Genomic DNA, 14,644 nt, shown 5'->3' on the forward strand with positions numbered 1-14,644 from the left:
GGAGTGAATGACATGTCAGAGCAATTTGCTGTCCCCCGTTCTGTAGAGTGGGAAGAAACATCCATTAAAATCTTAAATCAGCAAAAGCTGCCCGGGAAGACGGAATATCTCCATTTAACAACAAAGGAGGACATCTATGATGCGATCAAAACCTTAAAAGTCCGCGGGGCTCCGGCCATCGGCATCACTGCCGCGTTCGGTCTGGCTCTCTGCGCCCAAAGCATCGATACGGCGGATGTTTCCGAATTCCTGAGCAAAGTCAGACAAATCAAGGATGAATTGAATGGGGCAAGACCGACGGCTGTCAATTTATCATGGGCGCTTGAACGGCTTGTGAAAAGCGCGGAAGGGGCGAAATCGGTTAATGAAGCAAAGACCGATCTCGTTCATGAAGCGATTCAGATCCAGATTGAAGATGAAGAAACATGCCGGCAAATCGGACAAAATGCGCTGCAGCTGTTTAAATCAGGCGATAACATCATGACGATCTGCAATGCGGGTTCGATCGCGACAAGCAGATACGGAACGGCGCTTGCTCCTTTTTATCTGGCGAAAACGAAAGACCTTCATCTCCATATATACGCATGTGAAACACGCCCCGTTCTTCAGGGCGCGAGATTAACAGCGTGGGAGCTGATGCAGGGCGGAATCGACGTCACGCTCATCACCGACAGCATGGCCGCACACACGATGAAAGAAAAAAATATTTCAGCGGTCATCGTCGGAGCCGACCGGATCGCCAGAAACGGTGACACAGCGAACAAAATCGGAACCTATGGTTTAGCGATTTTAGCGAAAGCCTTTCAAATTCCATTCTTCATCGCCGCTCCCCTTTCAACCTTTGATCCATCGATTTCAACAGGTGACGCCATTCCGATTGAAGAACGCGATCCGGATGAAGTCAGACAAATCGCAGGTGCGCAAATTGCGCCGAAAGAGGTGCCTGTATTCAATCCGGCCTTTGATGTCACTCCCCATCATTTAATATCAGGGATTATCACAGAAAAGGGGATTATCACCGACAGGTTTGAAGCGGAAATCGCCGCGCTCTTTTCCGTGCCCCGCCCGGATGCTCCCGCTAAGGCCCTTTATTAAAAAAGGCTTTAGCGGTTTTTCATCGATTGGATAATGTCTTGTTTCTGTTCTTTTGTCAGGACATGCAGCTTGACGAATAATTCAGCGTAGCCTGCAATTTTTTGCGGGCGGTTTGTTTTCATCTATTCGTCCTCCTTTTCACCGAGGCCAACATTTTTAACTTAATAAAATTATATGTCGCAAGAGAAAAAAAGAAACAGCATGTTTTCATTATTTTCCTTTATAAGGAATTTTTTCGATTTCAAGCAGAATCGCTTTTTTATCGATTTCATTTCCGGCATAGCCGGTCAGTGTTTTATTTTTTCCGATGACACGGTGGCACGGAATGAAAATCGGAAGCGCGTTTTTCTTGTTCGCCTGGCCGATCGCGCGGACCGCTTTTGGCTGGCCGATTTCCCGGGCAATGTCGGAATAGCTGCGTGATTCCCCGTAAGGAATGGTTTGCAGCGCCTTCCACACTTTTTTCTGAAAATCCGTCCCTTCCTGATGCATGGGGAGCGTGAACGTTGTGCGCTCTCCTCTGAAATATTCTTCCAGCTGCTGTTTTGCCTTTTGCAGCAACGCCGTTTTCTTCTGCTTCAGCTCTTGATCCTTTTTGATCATGCCGTTCAATTCTTCTTTTTCAAAAAGCAAATGTGTGATATGTTCAGTTTGCTCCACAAGGTATGCCTGTCCAAAAGGCGTAGTCATTTCAATGTAAAAACCCATGATGCTATAAAGCCTCCTCCTCATGCTGCTGCCGGATCGGGAGAGTCAGGTGGAATGTCGTGCCTTTCCCCTCTTCACTCTCAACCTCTATTTTTCCGTTGTGTTCTTCAATAATTTTATAGCTGACCATCAGCCCAAGTCCAGTGCCCCGCTCCTTTGTCGTATAAAAAGGCTCCCCCAGCCGCTTTAATTTATCCTCTGTCATACCGATTCCTTCATCGGTGAGCGATACGATGATATGATCGTCATCTTTCGGTTTGATGGTCACATAGACATTGCCCCCGTCAGGCATGACTTCGATTGCATTTTTCAAAATATTGATGAAGACCTGCTTGAGCTGATTGGGTTCACAATAAATCAGCGGAATTTGCCCCTCGCAATCGAGATGCATCTGCACATTGTCAAGGTTTGCCTGTGCATGCAGAAGATCCATGGTGTCCTGCATGATTCTCACGACATCCTTTTTCTCATACATGATCGCCTGCGGCTTCGCAAGGATGAGAAACTCCGTAATAATCGATTCAATCCGTTTAAGCTCAGATGTGATCACATTAAAATAAAGTGAGTGATCCCCCTCTTGAATGCTGCCCTTTAACAGCTGGATAAACCCTTTTAATGCCGTCATCGGATTGCGGATTTCATGGGCGATCCCCGCCGCAAGCTCGCCGACGACATGGAGCGTATCAGATTTACGCAGCCGTTCTTCCAGCTCCTTCCGTTCCGTCACATCCCTGAACATCGCCAGATTCATGTTTTGGATAATATTTCTCTTAAATGAAAATTCCAAGATTCGTTTTTGATCGGTTAATAGAAATGGTATGTCATTGTCCATTTCCTCAAAGGAAATGGTTTTTGCCGGGGAGGCCGCGTTTTCTATCTGATAGCCGGAGATGACGTCAAGAAGATTGGCGGTTTTTAACCGTTCAAGGGGCAGGCTGAAAATCTTTCCGGCCAGCGGGTTCGCATCTATAATCTCGTATTGGTTGTTGAAGAGAACGATCCCGTCCATTGAGCCGTCGAACACTTTCCTGAATTTCAGCTCGCTTTCCCGCAGTTCTTTTTCCATCTGCTTCCTGTCGCTGACATTTCTCAAGATGGTTAAATCCTGGCTGTCGAACATAATGCGCTTTGATGTGAACTCAAGCTCTTTATATTGCCCGTTTGCCATGCGGAACAACAGTTCAGCTCTGATTTCCCCTTTTTCATTGTACTGCTCTTGAATGGAAAGGTACCGCTTATCGGATTTATCAATAAAATCCCACATTTTTTTATGCAGGAGCTCATCCATCGGCAGTTCAAAGATTTTGCAGGCGGATTGATTCGCTTTTACGATCCGGCCGTCATTGTTCATAATAATGATGGCATCCATCGCATTTTCAAATACTTCCCGAAACCGCTCCTCGCTTTTAAACAGCTGTTTTTCCATTGAGCGTTTTTCTGTGATATCCCTCATGATCGACATATAAAAGCCGTTTAAAATGTTAGATGTAATCGTCAGATCAAACAGCCTGTATGTTCCCGACCTCAGCCTCACAGGTAATTCACCTTTCGCTTTACCCCTTCTGAAAAGAGCGCTCCAAATACTGTCGAGCTTGCCGGCGTTTTCGGCGGAAACGAACTGCGCCAGCTTTAATTTTGACAGCTCGTCTTTTTCAATTTCGAAGCTTTGGCAAAACGACTGGTTGGCATCAATAAAGCGGCCCTGTTTATCAAAAATGACGATGCCCTCAACCGCCCTGTGAAACAAGTCTTTAAAAAGCTTTTCATTAATGCTGCGTTCCCGTTCCAATATTTTTTTGGATGAAATATCCCTCATCACGACAAAAAAGCAATCTTCCTTAATTCCTTTGTTCGCCGTAAATTCAATATATTTGACTGAGCCGTTATCCAGTCTGATCGCGGCTTCTTTTTTCGCATATCCCCGCTCTAAAAAGCGGTGCACGTTTTGATGTAATTCTTCAGGCGGAACAGCATGCAAAAAATCGAGCGCCGACCGGTTCAGCACATTCTTTTTTTTGCTTTGCAGGATGTTGCAGGCGGCATCGTTCGCCTGAACAATGTTCATCTGTTGATCCAAAATAAAAATAGCATCAAGCGTTCCGTTGAACATCAGTTCATACTGATACAAATCCGCCTTTAACTTTTCGTTTTCTTTCTTCAGTTTTTTCAGCTGGTTTTGCAGATGTAAAGATTCTTTCAAATCAAGAGTTTCCGCCATTTGTTACACTCCTTCTTCAAAACCTATCCTTCAATTATTCTACAAACCGTTCGATCTTCCTTCATTTGTTTCAAACATTTACAAGATTTCCACCGATTTTACAGGTTGATGACGATAAAAAAGTTTCTTACGATTCAGTTACATGGCCCTAACAATGAGGCTTACTTCATAGGAAAAGACAGCGTTTCTATTTTAAAATTTAATTGGCGGGCAACAATGATAAAGACGCATGCCAAACAGGCCTCCGGCTTTCAGCTGTTCTGCTGTTAACTTTTCAATAAAGGGTGATGTTATGTCGAATTCACGTGACAGCTATTTTGACAACGCCAAATTTCTTTTAATTTTTCTTGTCGTATTCGGCCACATCATTCGGTCATATATCAATGACAATGATGTGCTGCTTCATATTTATAAATTCATCTACACATTTCATATGCCGGCTTTTATCCTCATTTCAGGCTATTTTGCAAAAGGATTTAACAGGCCCGGATATATGAAAAAAATCGCGTTGAAACTGATTGTCCCCTATTTGATTTTCCAGGGAATCTATACGGTTTTTTATTCGTTTATAGATGACCAAAGCCTGTCCGCGGCCAATCCGTTTGAACCGCAGTGGTCGCTTTGGTTTCTGCTCAGCCTGTTTTTTTGGAATCTTCTTTTGTTTCCTTTTACAGCATTACCGGGAAAATGGGCGTTTGCCGCAAGCCTTGCGATCGCCGTTCTCGTCGGCTATGTCGACGCCGTCAGCGATACCCTCAGCTTATCAAGGACGTTTGTTTTCTTCCCGGTCTTTTTGGCAGGGTACTATCTGAAAAAAGATCATTTCAAAATGCTGAAGGGCTGGAAAGGAAAGCAGGCGGCATTAGCCGTTTTGGCGGCGACATTTGTTTTTTATTTCTTCGTCGATTTTGATTACTCATGGCTGTTTGGCTCCAAGCCCTACTCCGAATTTGGAGACGTTGGAATCAAAAGCGGCCTGAACCGCGTCGCGCTCCTTGTGCTGACGTTTGCTTCAACCTTCGGATTTATGGCGCTCGTTCCTGAAAAACGGTATTTCTTTACCCTTTGGGGGACGCGGACGTTTTATGTATATTTGCTGCATGGCTTTATTATCAAATCATTCAGAAAAACCGGTGCGGAAGAATGGCTCGCCGACTATCAGAGCCTGACCGTGCTGATCATCGCAACCGCCGTCTTGACCTTCTTCTTGTCCAGCAGCTTTGTCAAAACGGTGGCACAGCCGGTAATCGAATTGAAAATGACGAATTTAATGAAATGGTTAAAAAAACAGGGCAGGTATAACGCCTATTCAAAATAGGAGAGTGGGCGGGCCACTTACCTATTCTTCAGAGCATCTCTCTCAATATCAAAAGCGAATCCCCCTTATTTGTTTTTACAGTGAACAAATGAGGGGGATTCTTGTTGTGAAAAATGATGAAGAGGCAAAAAAAATATAACCCTCTCAGTCCGAATACATCCCCTTTTCCTCATATATATAAAAAGGACCCCCTTTACTGTTTCAGGGGACCCATCCTTCCAGTCAGTCATTCTGTTTATCCTGTTCGGCTTGTTTCTCTTTCTTCTTTTTGTTCTGCTCGATTACGTCTATAAATTTAAAGGCGTTGACATCGCCGAGTTCGCCCGAAAATTCCTCCTGAAGCACTTTTTTGTTCATCGGCTTTTTATGATGTTGCATGTCCTTGCTTTTTTGATTTTTCTCCACCGCTCCATCAGTCTCCCTGTTTTCCTTGCTTTGAATTGCGGTTTGCGCCCCTGTCTCCGTTTTCAGCATCAAATTGTGTCATATATTGATGATCATGCATGCTTTCAGTCGGTGTTTTATTGTTAAGGGCGGCTTCATTTTTGGCAACTTTTCTTTTCATGCTGACATTCCTTTCTTCCCGGGTTTTCATTCATATCCTTTCCTAAATACATCCTTCCACACATCCATTTTCCGGAAAGAAAAAAAGCACCGGATATCCGGTGCTTACTTAAATATTTGCTTCACTTTATTGACGACGTATGAGCTGCCTCCGCGGTTTGACACATCCTCAATCATCATTGTGATCAAAAGATCTTTGTTTTTATAATCATAGGCGGTGAACCAGCCGTTTTCTTTTCCTTTTTCGTCCTTTTTCTTTTTCAGCTCGGCGGTCCCCGTCTTGCCTGCGATTGTCAGTCCCTGAGCGACCGGCTTATAAGCTGAACCGCGCGGGTCTTCCACAACGCCTTTCAGGCCTTTTGTGATGGCCGCAGCTTCGTCTGGTGTGACGAGTTGTTTGTGCCAGATTTCCTTCTCATCGCCATCCTTTTTGATCAGGCGCGGCTTGATCAAATCCCCGTCATTTAAAAATGGCGTGTAGGCGGCTGCCAAATGAATCGGAGACATGAGCATCTGCCCCTGTCCGTATGCTGTATCGCCCAGCAGAATTTCTGAGTCGATTCCGTCGTTTGAGATGGAAGACGCCGTTGTCGGAAATTCATAATCAAGCTTTTCTTCAAAACCAAACGATTTCAGCCCTTCGATAAATTTGTCCTTACCCGTGTCAATGGCTGTCTGGGCAAAGTAGATGTTGTCAGAGGTGATCAATGCATTTTCCAAGTCGACTTCGCTTAATTGCTCGGAAACCCGTGCGACTTTATATCCGCCCCATGACGAATCTTTCTGCCATTCCTTTCCGATGATCTGTTTCTTTTCATCCGCCTTGATTGCACCGTTTTTCAGCCCGATTGAAGCCGTAATCGGCTTAATGGTTGAACCGGGTGCATACGTTTTGTTGAATTTAGCTGTGAACGGAGCCGCTCCATCCTTATTGAGCTTTTCCCATTCCCCCTTCTTCCAGCCAAACAAAAACCCGTTTGGATCGTAGGAAGGTGCGCTGACAAGCGCCAATGTCTCCCCTGTCTGCGGCTGCAACGCTACCGCGGCTCCGGAGTCATCTTTCAATTGGCTGTAGAGTTCTTCCTGTTTTTTGATATCGATTGTCGTGTGTATATCGGTTCCATCCTTGGCATCTTTTGAAGCGATCGTTGCACCTGATTCCGGAATCGAAATCGTCCAGCCGATTTCACCCCTCAGCTTCTTTTCATAAATGTGTTCAAGTCCGACGATGCCAAGCAGTGACGTTTGGCTGTAGTTATCTTTATTCTGCTTTAATTCTTCCTCGGTTATCGGCCTTATGTATCCGGTAAGATGAGCCGCTTTTTCACCGTAAGGATAAAATCTGGAAGTCGTGTCCTGTTTTAAAACCCCAGGGAGAGAGGTCGCTTTTTTGATAACGTCCTTCTCATTCGGCTTCGCTTTTTTAAGAGGGATAAAGGAATCATCTTGCACCCATTCGGCGGACAGCTGTTTTTCAATATCTTCTTTTTTCATGTCCAGTATGCCGGCCAGCTTTTTCAGCACTCCGTCTTTATCATCCCCGAGTTCTCCGCGGACGACGCCGATTTCGGGTACAGTCGCATTCGTTGCAAGCGCCTTGCCGTTCCTGTCATAAATGCTGCCCCGCACAGGTTCCTTCGCGGTAATCCGGATCGTTTCCCCTTTTTTCAGCTGTGAAAAAATAAAGGATGGATTCCAGTTAATGTTCCACGATGTTTTGCCATCTTTCTCCTCTTTCACAAGCTTTGCTTTTCCTTCAAAAGAAACGGGTCCGGCCAATGTCTTCATGCTGACTTTATAGGGAATCGTTTGCGTTTCTTTTTTGTCGTTATTTTTTTCGTCCTGATCAACGGCCGACACTTTAAGGTCAGAAACCCCGACCTGTTCATAAATGGATTTGTTTCGTTTCACGAATTCGTCTTTTGAAATCGATTTTTGCGCTTCCGTAGACAGCTGATCATACATTTCTTCAAAATTCTGCTTGTTCCATTTGTCTACATATTGATCCATGCTTTCTTTTGCCGTCGGTTCGTTCGAACAAGCCCCGACAAGCAATAGAAATCCGGCGGCCATAAACAAATGGACGATTCTCTTTTTCATCTCGTTTCCCCCTTTTTTTCAAGTCCGCCATTTAAGCATTATATCATACAAATAGTGACTTTATGTGGATAAAAAAAGACAGCCGCATGGGCCGCCTTTTTTATCCGATAATAATTCTTTCTTTTGGATAGTGGTAATTTGCTTCAACTTCTTTTCTTCCTATTAAATAAAGCAGTGTTACAATTCCGATCCGTCCGATGAACATCAGCGTCATAATGACGATTTTTCCTATTGTGCTGAGATCAGCCGTAATTCCCAGGGATAAACCGGTCGTACCGAAAGCCGAACATACTTCAAACATCAATTCCAGCAACGAGTGTTTTTCAGTCGCCGTTAAAATGAGTGTTGAACAAAGGACAAGCAGCACCGCTACCATCGTCACGACCAACGATTTCATCAAATCGGACTGATGCAGCTCTCTTTTAAAGAGTTTCACCGATTTATTTCCTCTTGCGAAATGGAATAAGGCCAGCAGGTTTAAAGCAAAAGTCGTCGTTCTGATCCCCCCGCCGACAGAACTCGGCGACGCGCCGATAAACATCAGCATGCACATAAACAATATCGTCGTATCTGTAAATTGGCTGATGTCCATTGTGGCGAGTCCCCCGCTTCGCGTCGCCGCGGACTGAAACAGAGAGTAAAATAAAATTTCATGCCATGTTTTCCCCAAAAAGGCAAAGCGGGCTTCCATGGCGAAAATGGCGATGGCACCTCCGACGACTAAAAGGAAAAAAGTGATTGTCGTCAGCTTTGTAAATAAACTGAAGGTGAATTTTCGCTCTTTGTTGAGCAGAAAGTCCTTCACTTCAATCAGGACCGGAAAACCGATCGCTCCGAAAATGAGCAGCATGATCACGATAAATTGCACAAAATAATCATGCCGGAACGGAATCATCGAATCACCGGTAATATCAAAACCGGCGTTCGTTGTCGCGCTGATGCTGGTAAAAAAGCCATGTATAAACGCTTCCCCCGGCGAATCAAAATACTTGAGGAAATAAGTGCCGAGGATCAGTCCGCCAAATAATTCGATCAAAAGGATCAGCACAAGCACATGCTTCATCAGCTTGACAATCCCTGATAAATTGGACTGGTTTTGGTCTGTCATAATCAGGCGACGCTCTTTCAAGCCGATTCGCTTACCGAAGATCAGCCACACAAAGGTTCCGAGCGTCATAATGCCGATCCCCCCAAACTGAAGCACGAACGCCAAAATCCAAATTCCGGCCGTGCTGAATGTATCGGCCGTATCGACCACCGTCAAACCGGTCACGCTCACGGCGCTCACAGCCGTAAACAGAGCGTCGATAAATGACCATTCCACATCCTTTTGATGTGCTATGGGGAGGCTTAATAATATCACGGAAACAGAAACCGCCAAAAAATAATATAGTGCGATCAGCTGTACAGGAGACAGGACACGCAAAAGCTTGTTCAGTAAAACTTTCATAATCGATCCTTCTTTTTCGTATTCAATAGTTGTAACATCATTTTCTTGTATAACGTGTTCCATTTTAAAGGAAACATTCTTTTGTGTACAGGTGAATTCATATTTTTGAATTTAAAAAAATAACCCCCCTTTTGAAAGGGGGTTATTTCGTTTTTTATTTGGCTTCCAGACGGCGGATTCTATCGTGTAAATCAGGATGGGTCGAAAACAGTGAAGAATGTTTTTTACCGCTGATTTTCAATGTCGCCACAGAAGCCTGTTCTTCTTTGATTCTTGATGTGTACTGCTGGAGGGAACGAAGCGCGTGAATCATCTTATCCTTGCCGGCAAGATCTGCTCCTCCTCTGTCAGCATGGTACTCGCGATGGCGCGAATAGGCGAAAACGACGAGGCTTCCGAGAATGGAAAATGCGATTTGGAACACAATAACCGCGATAAAGTGAACGATCGGAGCCAGCTCCTCACGAACGACTCGGGATACCGCCCACGCAGCAATCCTTGCAAAGAAAACGACGAATGTGTTGACAATACCTTGAAGCAGGGTCATCGTCACCATGTCGCCGTTCGCGATATGTGCGACTTCATGAGCGAGGACGCCTTCGACCGCATCATCATCCATTTCCTGAAGAAGCCCTGTTGACACAGCGACAAGCGAGCGGTTTTTAGAAGGTCCTGTCGCAAACGCGTTCACTTCACGGGAGTTGTAAATCCCGACTTCAGGCATTTTCGTCAATCCGGCAGCCCGCGCCAATTTATGAACGCGGTCAACCAATTGCTGCTCTTCGTAGCTGAGCGTCTGCTTTTCGGGGTTCAGCACCTGAACGCCCATCGCCATTTTCGCCATCCATCTTGACATCAAAAGCGACATAAAGGAACCGACAAAACCGACGACCGCGCTGAAGACGAGAAGGGCGCCTATATGAATGCCCCCACCGGCTGTAAAATACGTCCCGACGCCTGTCAGCGAACCGATGATCGATAAAACGATGCCGATGGTCGTGATGACCAAAATGTTCGATAAAAGAAAGAGAAGGATTCGTTTTCCCATAATTACCTCCATGTTATAATAAGATCAAATGAACTCGTATAATAAAATTATACGGCATTGAATTGAAAATGCAAGTGATAAGACGTAAGATAATGTTTATGTTTGCTATTTCATTTTTAATGACATATCGAGGTGGAATATGGAACCTTTTAAACTGACTCGCCTGGAAATGGCCAAACTGATGTATTCGCTCAAAGGACAACTGGATCTAAGTCCGCTTACTATTCTATTGCGGTCAGCCGACCTGACAATCGAAGAAGCGGAAGACCATTTGAAGATCCCCGAGTTCATCATCCGCTACGAACGCAAAAAACAAAAAACTGAACACGGGCTATCCACAAACGAAATTGTCGAGCTCGGTAATCTGTGTGAATTAACCTCTTTAAAATCAACCGCCATCCAAAACTGGATTAAACGTGATATTAAAGACTTGATGGGCCATCCGGAACTGGGCAAGAAGTATTCGATTGACCAGGCCGTCATCCTTCTTATTGTACGGGATTTAAAATCAGTTTATGACTTTGAAACGATCCGGCCCATTTTAAAAACGATTTTCAACACGATTACTGATCGATCTGACGACGTCGTCAGTCCGCTCCGCTTTTACGAAGGCTGTGCTCGTGTTCTTGATCATGTCCATCAGATAAAGGATTATACACGGAAAGAATCTGCATTGGAAACGATCGTCTTTCAGGAAACGGATCACCTGCGGGATTTTTATCATGATCTGCCTGATCCGGAATGGAAGAAAATTAGAGATATCACCGCGGTCACGGTACTGTCTGTCATCGCCTCCCATATTCAGGCGACGGCTCAGGCGATGATCGATAGCGTGCTGACAAAACACGACATGAAATGATTTTTTGACGCGCCTGGCTTGATACAGCCGGGCGCTTTTCATATGGACTTCAACAATTGCCAGCATAAAAAGCCCCTGTCCATTTCAAACTAAACAAGCCAGCACACTTAAAAAAGGAGTTGAAAACATGGCAAGAACAAACAAATTGGTTGTCCCTGGGGCAGAGCAAGTACTAGACCAATTCAAATACGAAATTGCTCAAGAATTCGGCGTACAGCTCGGATCAGATTCAGTCGCTCGCTCAAATGGATCTGTTGGCGGGGAAATGACAAAACGTCTTGTACAGCAGGCACAAGCTCAGCTCAATGGAAATACTGACAAATAAATACCTCTTGAATTATTCGCCGGGACTGCTCGGCGGATATTCTTGATTTAAATGTTCAGAGGGTCTCTTCTCCTTTTGAATCGGAGGTTTGGTTTGATGAGGGCTCTCTGAACCAGAACCTTTTTTAGCATTTCCTTCCTCCGGCTGCTGCTCGTTATTGTCATTATTATATTTTTCTTGAGGGTTTTGATTGTTTGGGGTATTTGTCTCCTCTTCTTTCTTTATATCCTGATCAGATTCATTCTGATCATGGCTTGAAGATTTTTGGTCGTCCGGCTGATCTTCGGTTTCGGAATCTTCATCATTTGCGTCATGTTCAGTCTGGTCTTCTTCTTTAACAGCTTTGTCTTTTTCATTTTTTTCAGCATCTTCTTGGTTTTGATCTTGTGTTGCATCCTGTCCATCTTCAGCGTTTGGATCTTGCGCTTCTTTTTCATGGGACCGGATATAGCGGCCTGTGGAAATCCCTTCCTTTTGAGCTTTTGCGCGTGTATCAAGGTCTGATTCTACGGACTCCATCTTATAATCCCGTTCTTGATATTTTTTTGCGACATCATCAATTTCGCTTTTAATCGTTGCTTTATATGTATCATCTTCATTATTTTCATATACTGTGGCAATCAATATTTCCTTGGATTTTTTGACATATCCTAATTTATCGCTATCTTCAACGATTTCACTGACAACTTCTTTGAAGTCTGAATTTTTCCAATTTTCTATCCTTCCCACTAAGTCTTTTCCATCCTTATTCAGCGGGACCAAGTCCACGACTTCACAGTTTTTGTTAAGCGTCAATTCAAAGCTGGGATTAATGTCAATCGTCATGTATGCATATGCTTTGTTGTTCAAAACATCAGGAATGATCATAAAAGCGAACAACATGATCGCCGCGATGGAGAAAACGCCGGCTTTTAACGGCCGAAGTGAAAGCAGATCAAAAAAACCAGCGCGCCTCCTTGCCATTCTGGTCTCCGCGGGGAATGTAATCTCCTGACCGATTTCATAGTCTTCCTCTGTTTTCTTTGCTTTTAAAAATTGTCCGTCAGGGGTTAGCAATGTGACGAATTTTTTATTTTTTTCTACAATAATCCCTCTTCTCATGAGTTGAGCACCCCTTTTAGATAATCTTTAAGGTAAACATAATCGCCGGTTATAATAATGACCATGGCGATGATATATTTTCGGTTTCTTTCAACTGTTTTTCTGCTTACAGCCACCAGCTTCTCCAGCTGTTTAACGGGCAGCTGCCTTTTTTGAAACAGCATCGCCAGCAAATCCTCATGCTCGACAAGCGTCAGTGCCACTTTAATGGCGTTTTGCCTGGCATCCGTATGTTTAGGGGAGTTCTCCAGCAAATCTGAAAACGACAAACCGAAGCTTTTCAGCCTGGCTTTAAAATGCAGAATTTCCTCCCGTCTTTGTTCCTGTTCGAGCTGGCGGTTAAATTCGTTTATTGAAAGTTCCGCTTCAATCACACTTTGAGATGATTCCTGCTCTTCTCCTTCTTGTAAATCCATGTTCACATTTTGGGCGTTTCTTGCTTCTTTTCTTATATAATCTATCACTTTTCGTTTAATAATCAGTTCTGCGAATGCAAGCAGGGAATTTCCCTTTTCAGAAGAATATTTTTCAATGGCTTCATTAAAAGCGATCAAGCCAATGCTGAATTCATCGTCTTTTTCATCTATATATCGTTTGCACACAGATGAAACCGTTTTAGCCACAAAAGGCTTATATTGCTCAATAAGCTCGTTTTGCAACTGCTGATTTCCTTTTTGTATGCTGATCACAGACTCTTCCAATGTCGGTTTCTTTTTTCCCGTCTTAAACAAAAGGCTAAGCACTGGTTTCACCTCAGTTCCTCCCTATACTACTCATTTATGATAGCTAATTTGATAGGGATTCGCAAAGGAGAAAAGGTGGAATTCATTTCTATTTTTTCAAATATGACAATCAATTGCTTTATCTTATAGATCAATTCGTTATTTACTTGTTGATTAGGGGGGTTTTCCGCTGTTTTTGTAACATCCTTGTTAATAAAATGAAATGTTATTTCGTTTAAAAGCGACAACATTTACGCGGAAAAGGCCGAACTTTGGGTTTTTTTGTCCGCAACAAAAAAGCCGCCGGAACATGCCGGCGGCCTCAAATATGCTACTCCTGAACAGCTTTTGTTTCTTGTTTTTTCGGATTTGTCAAGAACCATCCTCCGAGAGCGATCGCAAGAAGTACAGCCCAGAAGATGAATTTCCATGTTCCAGAATGGATAAAATGCTCGGATACGATATGGATTTGCGGATGTGCAAGCGTGTAAAGCGCCAGTTTGACACCGACCCAGCCGACGATCAGAAATGCAGCCGTTTCCAGGCTCGGACGCTTCTTCAGCACATTTACAAACGCACTTGCGGCAAAACGCATGATAACAAGTCCTATGATACCTCCCGCCAGGATGACGATAAACTGGCCGCCGTCAAGCCCTCCGATTTGCGGAAGGTTTGTTGCGGGCAGCGTAACAGCCAGCGCCACCGCGGCTAAAATAGAGTCTACGGCAAAGGCGATATCCGCCAGTTCGACCTTAATAACAGTCGGCCAAAAACCGCTTTTTTTCGTTTCCTTCACTTTTTCGCCTTTTTTCAGAACATGGGTTTTCAAAATATGATGGATGGAAATATAAAGCAGATAGAGAGCTCCGATCGCTTGGACCTGCCAAACATTCACAAGAAATGAGATGGCGAACAATGCGCCGAATCTCATCGCAAATGCGCCGGCCAGCCCGTAGAAGAGCGCTTTTTTCCTTTCTTTTTCAGGCAAGTGTTTAACCATGACCGCCATGACGAGTGCGTTGTCAGCAGCCAAAATCCCCTCCAGCCCGACTAAAATGAGAAGAACCCAACCATATTCAAGTAACAATGCTGCATCCATTTCAAAAATCCCTCCTAAGTGATTGTTTCTTTCTCTT

General features: G+C 44.2%; 15 protein-coding genes and 1 pseudogene. 4 read left to right on the forward strand and 12 right to left on the reverse strand.

The window, feature by feature from the left end:
• The first annotated feature begins 12 nt into the window (after positions 1 to 12).
• Entirely contained in the window at positions 13 to 1,095 is a 1,083-nt protein-coding gene (mtnA, locus tag BTR1S_RS04150) for an S-methyl-5-thioribose-1-phosphate isomerase (protein ID WP_006638460.1), read from the forward strand.
• Between the two features lie 8 nt (positions 1,096 to 1,103).
• Here mtnA and BTR1S_RS23060 read toward each other — a convergent pair whose 3' ends face one another.
• The 3 genes from BTR1S_RS23060 to BTR1S_RS04160 form a co-directional block, all read right to left on the reverse strand.
• Positions 1,104 to 1,217 (reverse strand): hypothetical protein, encoded by a 114-nt coding sequence (locus BTR1S_RS23060; RefSeq protein ID WP_006638461.1) that lies wholly within the window; start codon positions 1,215 to 1,217, stop codon positions 1,104 to 1,106.
• 88 nt (positions 1,218 to 1,305) lie between these two features.
• The gene (locus BTR1S_RS04155) at positions 1,306 to 1,803 is read right to left on the reverse strand and encodes a methylated-DNA--[protein]-cysteine S-methyltransferase (RefSeq protein WP_029418588.1); all 498 of its coding nucleotides are present in this window, start codon (positions 1,801 to 1,803) and stop codon (positions 1,306 to 1,308) included.
• A gap of 4 nt (positions 1,804 to 1,807) precedes the next feature.
• On the reverse strand, positions 1,808 to 4,021 hold the full coding sequence (locus BTR1S_RS04160; RefSeq protein ID WP_029418589.1) for a PAS domain-containing sensor histidine kinase: 2,214 nt from the start codon (positions 4,019 to 4,021) through the stop codon (positions 1,808 to 1,810).
• Positions 4,022 to 4,313: 292 nt separating this feature from the next.
• Here BTR1S_RS04160 and BTR1S_RS04165 point away from each other — a divergent pair, with 292 nt between their 5' ends.
• Positions 4,314 to 5,339, forward strand: a complete 1,026-nt coding sequence (locus BTR1S_RS04165) for an acyltransferase family protein (RefSeq protein WP_006638464.1) — start codon at positions 4,314 to 4,316, stop codon at positions 5,337 to 5,339.
• 222 nt (positions 5,340 to 5,561) lie between these two features.
• On the opposite strand, the gene ykzE is transcribed toward BTR1S_RS04165, so the two are convergent.
• The 5 genes from ykzE to htpX form a co-directional block, all read right to left on the reverse strand.
• A complete protein-coding gene (gene ykzE / locus BTR1S_RS04170) occupies positions 5,562 to 5,744 on the reverse strand; it encodes a protein YkzE (RefSeq protein WP_029418590.1) in 183 nt (60 codons plus the stop codon).
• A gap of 7 nt (positions 5,745 to 5,751) precedes the next feature.
• The gene (gene ykzP, locus BTR1S_RS22705; RefSeq protein WP_167373798.1) at positions 5,752 to 5,904 is read right to left on the reverse strand and encodes a protein YkzP; all 153 of its coding nucleotides are present in this window, start codon (positions 5,902 to 5,904) and stop codon (positions 5,752 to 5,754) included.
• Between the two features lie 104 nt (positions 5,905 to 6,008).
• Positions 6,009 to 8,003 (reverse strand): penicillin-binding transpeptidase domain-containing protein, encoded by a 1,995-nt coding sequence (locus BTR1S_RS04180; RefSeq protein ID WP_029418591.1) that lies wholly within the window; start codon positions 8,001 to 8,003, stop codon positions 6,009 to 6,011.
• A gap of 100 nt (positions 8,004 to 8,103) precedes the next feature.
• On the reverse strand, positions 8,104 to 9,453 hold the full coding sequence (locus BTR1S_RS04185; protein ID WP_006638468.1) for a TrkH family potassium uptake protein: 1,350 nt from the start codon (positions 9,451 to 9,453) through the stop codon (positions 8,104 to 8,106).
• A gap of 154 nt (positions 9,454 to 9,607) precedes the next feature.
• Positions 9,608 to 10,501 carry a protease HtpX gene (gene htpX / locus BTR1S_RS04190; RefSeq protein WP_029418592.1) on the reverse strand — a complete coding sequence of 298 codons (894 nt, stop codon included), beginning with the start codon at positions 10,499 to 10,501 and terminating at the stop codon, positions 9,608 to 9,610.
• Positions 10,502 to 10,640: 139 nt separating this feature from the next.
• Between htpX and BTR1S_RS04195 the strand changes: the two genes are divergently transcribed.
• Positions 10,641 to 11,360, forward strand: coding sequence for a DUF1836 domain-containing protein (locus BTR1S_RS04195; protein WP_006638470.1), 720 nt, complete (start codon positions 10,641 to 10,643; stop codon positions 11,358 to 11,360).
• Between the two features lie 127 nt (positions 11,361 to 11,487).
• Positions 11,488 to 11,685, forward strand: coding sequence for an alpha/beta-type small acid-soluble spore protein (locus BTR1S_RS04200; RefSeq protein ID WP_006638471.1), 198 nt, complete (start codon positions 11,488 to 11,490; stop codon positions 11,683 to 11,685).
• 12 nt (positions 11,686 to 11,697) lie between these two features.
• On the opposite strand, the gene BTR1S_RS04205 is transcribed toward BTR1S_RS04200, so the two are convergent.
• The 4 genes and pseudogenes from BTR1S_RS04205 to BTR1S_RS04215 all read right to left on the reverse strand — a co-directional run bounded on the left by BTR1S_RS04205 (position 11,698) and on the right by BTR1S_RS04215 (position 14,607).
• Entirely contained in the window at positions 11,698 to 12,510 is an 813-nt protein-coding gene (locus BTR1S_RS04205) for an anti-sigma-I factor RsgI family protein (RefSeq protein WP_241749014.1), read from the reverse strand.
• 207 nt (positions 12,511 to 12,717) lie between these two features.
• A pseudogene (locus BTR1S_RS23690) lies at positions 12,718 to 12,786 on the reverse strand (anti-sigma factor domain-containing protein); the annotation flags it as partial.
• Positions 12,783 to 13,538 carry an RNA polymerase sigma factor SigI gene (sigI, locus tag BTR1S_RS04210; protein WP_006638473.1) on the reverse strand — a complete coding sequence of 252 codons (756 nt, stop codon included), beginning with the start codon at positions 13,536 to 13,538 and terminating at the stop codon, positions 12,783 to 12,785. The pseudogene BTR1S_RS23690 and the gene sigI, both read right to left, overlap by 4 nt.
• 301 nt (positions 13,539 to 13,839) lie before the next feature.
• A complete protein-coding gene (locus BTR1S_RS04215; protein ID WP_006638474.1) occupies positions 13,840 to 14,607 on the reverse strand; it encodes a TerC family protein in 768 nt (255 codons plus the stop codon).
• Between the last annotated feature and the right edge of the window lie 37 nt (positions 14,608 to 14,644).

Source organism: Bacillus sonorensis NBRC 101234 = KCTC 13918 (assembly GCF_001592005.1).
GTDB classification, from domain to species: Bacteria; Bacillota; Bacilli; order Bacillales; family Bacillaceae; genus Bacillus; species Bacillus sonorensis.